This window comes from Pseudomonas sp. AP19 (assembly GCF_001728855.1).
In the GTDB taxonomy this organism is placed as follows: domain Bacteria; phylum Pseudomonadota; class Gammaproteobacteria; order Pseudomonadales; family Pseudomonadaceae; genus Aquipseudomonas; species Aquipseudomonas fluorescens.
Map to the genome: position 1 here is coordinate 1 of NZ_LXJP01000131.1, position 1,737 is coordinate 1,737.

A 1,737-nucleotide genomic window follows, 5' to 3' on the forward strand; every position below is an offset into this window, starting at 1 on the left:
CGTGGGCATTGCCATGGGTACAGGGACTGACGTCGCGATGAATAGCGCGCAGCTCACGCTGGTAAAAGGCGACCTGATGGGGATTTTACGAGCACGGGCACTTTCGGTTGCAACGGTGAAAAACATGCGGCAAAACTTGGGGTTCGCCTTCCTTTACAACTCAATGGGTATCCCCCTCGCCGCAGGCCTGCTCTACCCACTGACGGGGCACCTTCTGTCGCCAATGATCGCTGCGTTAGCCATGAGCGTCAGTTCTGCATCTGTAGTTTTCAATGCTTTGAGACTGAGGAATACCCGAATAGATTGAGCGTAACCGATGCTCGCAGCCCGTTAATACATAACCCTTGACCTTGCCATTGTGTCAACGTTGATGCTGGTGTTGCGGTGAAAAGAGACCGCTCAGCACAAGAGGAATAACCATGTTCGTCTTAAACGTATCAGGCATTGGTTGCGGTAGCTGCGTCAGCAAAATCACCAAAGCAATTCAGTCACTGGACAGCAAGGCTACGGTTTCCGTGGATCGCGCGGCAGGTAAGGTAACCGTTGAAAGCAGCGAACCCCCAGAGCAGGTCCGTAAAACTGTGGAAGCACTCGGTTTCCCTTCCCAAATCAGCGCCTGAGGCGCTGATTCCCTCGCTGGGTGAGGTTTATTAGTCACCTCGTAGAGCTTTAAGTAGCCCCTTAAATGCTCCATTCAATCGAGTAAAAGCAGTTTCGAAATGAATCGAATTTTCCGTATATTTTGCCACCTCGACCTGTTGATCCACAGTATTTTGATCAATGGAAGGTTGGTTCGGCGTGCTGTAAAGCAAAGCGCCGCTGTGAATATCACTTGCTAATTCGTTTACGGCAATATGTTTTGGGTTTGTTGTTTTCAAAGAGAACGGAGTAGCAAAACCTCCTTTTGTCTGGCTAGCCAGGACAGCGGAAAAGTCCAAATCTCTGGCCTTAAAGTTAGGAGTGTCGACATTAGCGATATTATTGCTAAGCACCTCAGCTCGTTGGCTGCGAAAAAGTAATGCTCTTTCTGCGGAGCCAAGCGCTTTTTCAAAATTAATACTCACCGGTGGCCACCTTTAGTTACGCTAAGTTACGCTGCCATTTAGCATTCCCACCTATATCGAACACTCAAGTGCTTAACGTAGTGCATCCGAGTCGAGATACAATTCAAGTGCGAACGAAAAAACGTCAAACCTCCGCGAAAGTGACCGGAAGATTACACAACCGCACAGGTAAGTTTTAAAGAGTAAATGGCGGTTATGTGACGCTGGATGGCTTAGACCTTACGGACTATTCACTCTGTATCTCAAGAGAAATATCGCAACCTGACACAACTGTAATATTGGCCTAAGCTTCCTGTCAGGGGATGAGTCTTATAGTCCTATTGAGCCTCAAGCTCACCCCTTAGAGTCAACGATTGATGTGGATTCAGGGGGCATCAATACTCATCCGAGGAACCCCAAATGAATCCTATCAAAACCTTGTTCGTCATCGCTGCTCTGACCGTTTCTTCTTTGGCTATGGCTGAAGGCGGTGGTGACCGGACTTTCGCACGCATGGAAGTGGCCAGGAATAATTCGATGGAATCGTACCGAGTGGCTCAAACGCAAAATGCCCAACCTCCTGTCGCTGAAAGCAAAGCCAAGGCGATGGACCACAAGAATTGCTAAATAGCTGGACCCTCCAAGCTGACAGAAATGTAATCACTGCGGTGGTTTAAATGTGGCAATTTCTGAA

General features: G+C 48.4%; 3 protein-coding genes and 1 pseudogene. 3 read left to right on the top strand and 1 reads right to left on the bottom strand.

All coding sequences use genetic code 11. The annotated features are described in order from the left end of the window. Both A7D21_RS33920 and A7D21_RS33925 read left to right on the top strand, forming a co-directional pair. A pseudogene (locus A7D21_RS33920) lies at positions 1–307 on the top strand (copper-transporting ATPase); the annotation flags it as partial. A 112-nt stretch (positions 308–419) separates the two neighbouring features. Further along, positions 420–620, top strand: a complete 201-nt coding sequence (locus A7D21_RS33925; protein ID WP_010565104.1) for a heavy-metal-associated domain-containing protein — start codon at positions 420–422, stop codon at positions 618–620. Between the two features lie 30 nt (positions 621–650). Here the strand turns inward: A7D21_RS33925 and flgB are convergent, their stop codons facing one another. Then, positions 651–1,064 carry a flagellar basal body rod protein FlgB gene (gene flgB, locus A7D21_RS35060; RefSeq protein ID WP_010565103.1) on the bottom strand — a complete coding sequence of 138 codons (414 nt, stop codon included), beginning with the start codon at positions 1,062–1,064 and terminating at the stop codon, positions 651–653. A gap of 399 nt (positions 1,065–1,463) precedes the next feature. On the opposite strand from flgB, the gene A7D21_RS33930 reads away from it, so the two are divergent. Then, a complete protein-coding gene (locus tag A7D21_RS33930) occupies positions 1,464–1,670 on the top strand; it encodes a co-regulatory protein PtrA N-terminal domain-containing protein (RefSeq protein WP_010565102.1) in 207 nt (68 codons plus the stop codon). Positions 1,671–1,737 lie beyond the last annotated feature (67 nt).